The organism is Methylobacterium sp. B1, from assembly GCF_000333255.1.
GTDB lineage: Bacteria > Pseudomonadota > Alphaproteobacteria > Rhizobiales > Beijerinckiaceae > Methylobacterium > Methylobacterium fujisawaense.
In genome coordinates this window covers 1-2,215 of record NZ_BACT01000852.1, presented here as the reverse complement: position 1 = coordinate 2,215, position 2,215 = coordinate 1, and the positions used below count along the sequence as shown (strand labels likewise).

The following is a 2,215-nucleotide window of genomic DNA, read 5'->3' as shown; positions in this document are numbered from 1 at the left end:
CGCCCGCGACGATCCGGGGGTGTACGGGCTGGGCCGCGATGAGGCGGAGGATCCCGGCATCCTGCTCGGCGGCGAGGCGCGTTCCCGCGATGGCGATCACCGCCAGGGGAACGAGGTAGATGAGGACGAAGGCGAGGTCGAAGGGCCCGAGCCTCAGCGCGGCGGAGGATCCCAGTTCGTAGGCCGTGTCCTCGAAGACGGAGCTGAAGCCGAAGCTCGTCTTCATGACGGCGGGCTGGATCTCGCTCTGCCCCGCAGAGAGCACGGCCAGGGGCGTCGGCGGCTTCACGGCGTAGGCGGCGAGGAAGTAGTGCATGTAGCCGAAGGCGTGGGTCGGATCCTGCCAGTAATTGACCGTCATCGCACGCGGCACGGCGTAGCGGGCGGCGGCCTCCTTAGCGTCCCGGAGGGAGCGCGCGGCATCGTCCGAGGCTTGCGCCATCGCGGCCCGTTCGCCCGCCACACGCTGGGCACCGGTATGTCCCCCCAGGCAGAGGGCCGCCAGGAGCGCGGCGAGGATCGCCCAGGTCAGCCGCTCGCGCAGGATCAGGCGCAGTTCGGTCCTCAGCAGTGGGAGAAAGCGCGATTGGCTCACGGGGCCAGCCTGCGGATCAGGGGGATGCTCCCGGCGGCGAGCAGCGCCAGCCACAGACCGAGCAGGAGGGCCGGGACCCGGATCTCGGCGAGGGACCGCGACAGCGGCAGGGGCGCAAAGGCAAAGGGCGGAATTGCGCGCCACAATTCCGGCCCCGCCAGCATGGCGCGCCCGTCGCGCTGTGGGTTGTCGCGGATCTCGGCATTCATGCGCTCCGAGATCGCCCGCCGGTAAGCCTCGGCAGACCAGACGAAATGGGCGTGCTGAACGAAATCGGTCCCCACAAGGCCTTCCGACACACGCTGGAGGGCGACGCGCGGCGAGAGCAGGCCCGCCCAGCCGAACGCGGCATCCCGCGCCGCCAGGGCCGCGAAGAAGGCCCCGAGTTCCCGGTCGTAGACCGCGAAGGCATGGTGGTCGTTCTCCACCATCATGAGGCCACGCAGATCCACAGGGAGTTCCTGCGGATCGCTCACGCCGTAGCGGGCGAGCGTCGCCTGCGCTCGCGCATCGCTGGCTTCGGCGGATTTATGGGGACGCAGGTCCCCGTCGATCCGCAGCCGGGTCTCGCGATAGGACGGGGCGGGCGAGACCATCTCCATGCCTGCAGTCGCGAGCCGTGGCGCGACGAGGCACAGCGCGATCCAGACCGCGAGGGAGATCGTCAAGGCTCCCCGCGCCGTGCGGGCCAGCAATGAGGCGATCATCGCGATGAGCAGGAAGACGGCACCGTAGAGGGCCTGCACCGCGACCCAGACGAGGAGGCGCGGCCAAGCCTGCCAACCCGCGGTGCCGAGGCTCGCGATGGCCACGCCGCCGAGCGTGAGGAGGGGCAGGCAGACCAGGACCGCAAGGACGAGGTTCAGGGCGGCGAAGCGGGCGGCAAAGAGTGGGCCGGGCGGCGCGCCGTTGCCGAGGGCGAGGCGCAGGGTACCGCGCTCGCGATCCGCCGCGAAGGCGGCAAAGCCGAGGAGAAGCGCCACCAGGGGAACAACGAGGCCGACGACATCGGAGACATCGGAGAGGCCGGCCCGGTCGAAGGGGCCGGCATCCTGCACGGCGCGGTAGACCGCATCGTTGAACAGGTGCGCCTCGATCCGCACCATCCGGCCCGTATAGGGCTCGGTGCCGGGATCGAGGATGGCGAGGGGCGACGACGGGCGAAACACCCACAGGCCGTAATGATCGGCGGAATGCGGGTTCTTGGCATCCTGCCCGAGCCAGCGGGCCCGCTCTGCGGCCGTAACCCGCGCGACCTCGGCACCGTAATCGCGGGCGGATTGCCAGGCGCCGAGGCCCGTGACCATCAGGAGCAGGACGAGCAGGCCGCCGATCCAGCGGACGCGCGCGTCCCGCCACAGCAGCGCCAACTCCGCGCGGACGCGCCTCACGTGACCGCCCCCGACAGGCGCGCGATGTAGAGGCGTTCCAGATCGGTGTGCGCGTAGCGCCTCGGATCGATCTCCTCGGCGACGCGCCCGCCTGCCAGCACGCCAACCCGGTCGGCCATCTCGCGCACGCGGTAGAGGTCGTGGGTCGCCATCAGCACCGCCGTGCCGCGCTCCGCCGCCGCCCGCACCGTCCCGGAGAAGGCCGCCGCCGCCGATGGGTCGAGGCCGG

1 protein-coding gene and 2 pseudogenes are annotated in these 2,215 nt (G+C 71.3%); all 3 read right to left on the bottom strand.

Annotation, left to right across the window (positions count from 1 at the left end):
* A pseudogene (locus I53_RS24585) lies at positions 1-595 on the bottom strand (hypothetical protein); the annotation flags it as partial.
* Complete coding sequence (locus I53_RS24580; protein ID WP_043355658.1) at positions 592-1,986, bottom strand: DUF3526 domain-containing protein; 1,395 nt, start codon at positions 1,984-1,986, stop codon at positions 592-594. The pseudogene I53_RS24585 and the gene I53_RS24580, both read right to left, overlap by 4 nt.
* Positions 1,983-2,215, bottom strand: a pseudogene (locus I53_RS24575) (ABC transporter ATP-binding protein); the annotation flags it as partial. The pseudogene I53_RS24575 and the gene I53_RS24580, both read right to left, overlap by 4 nt.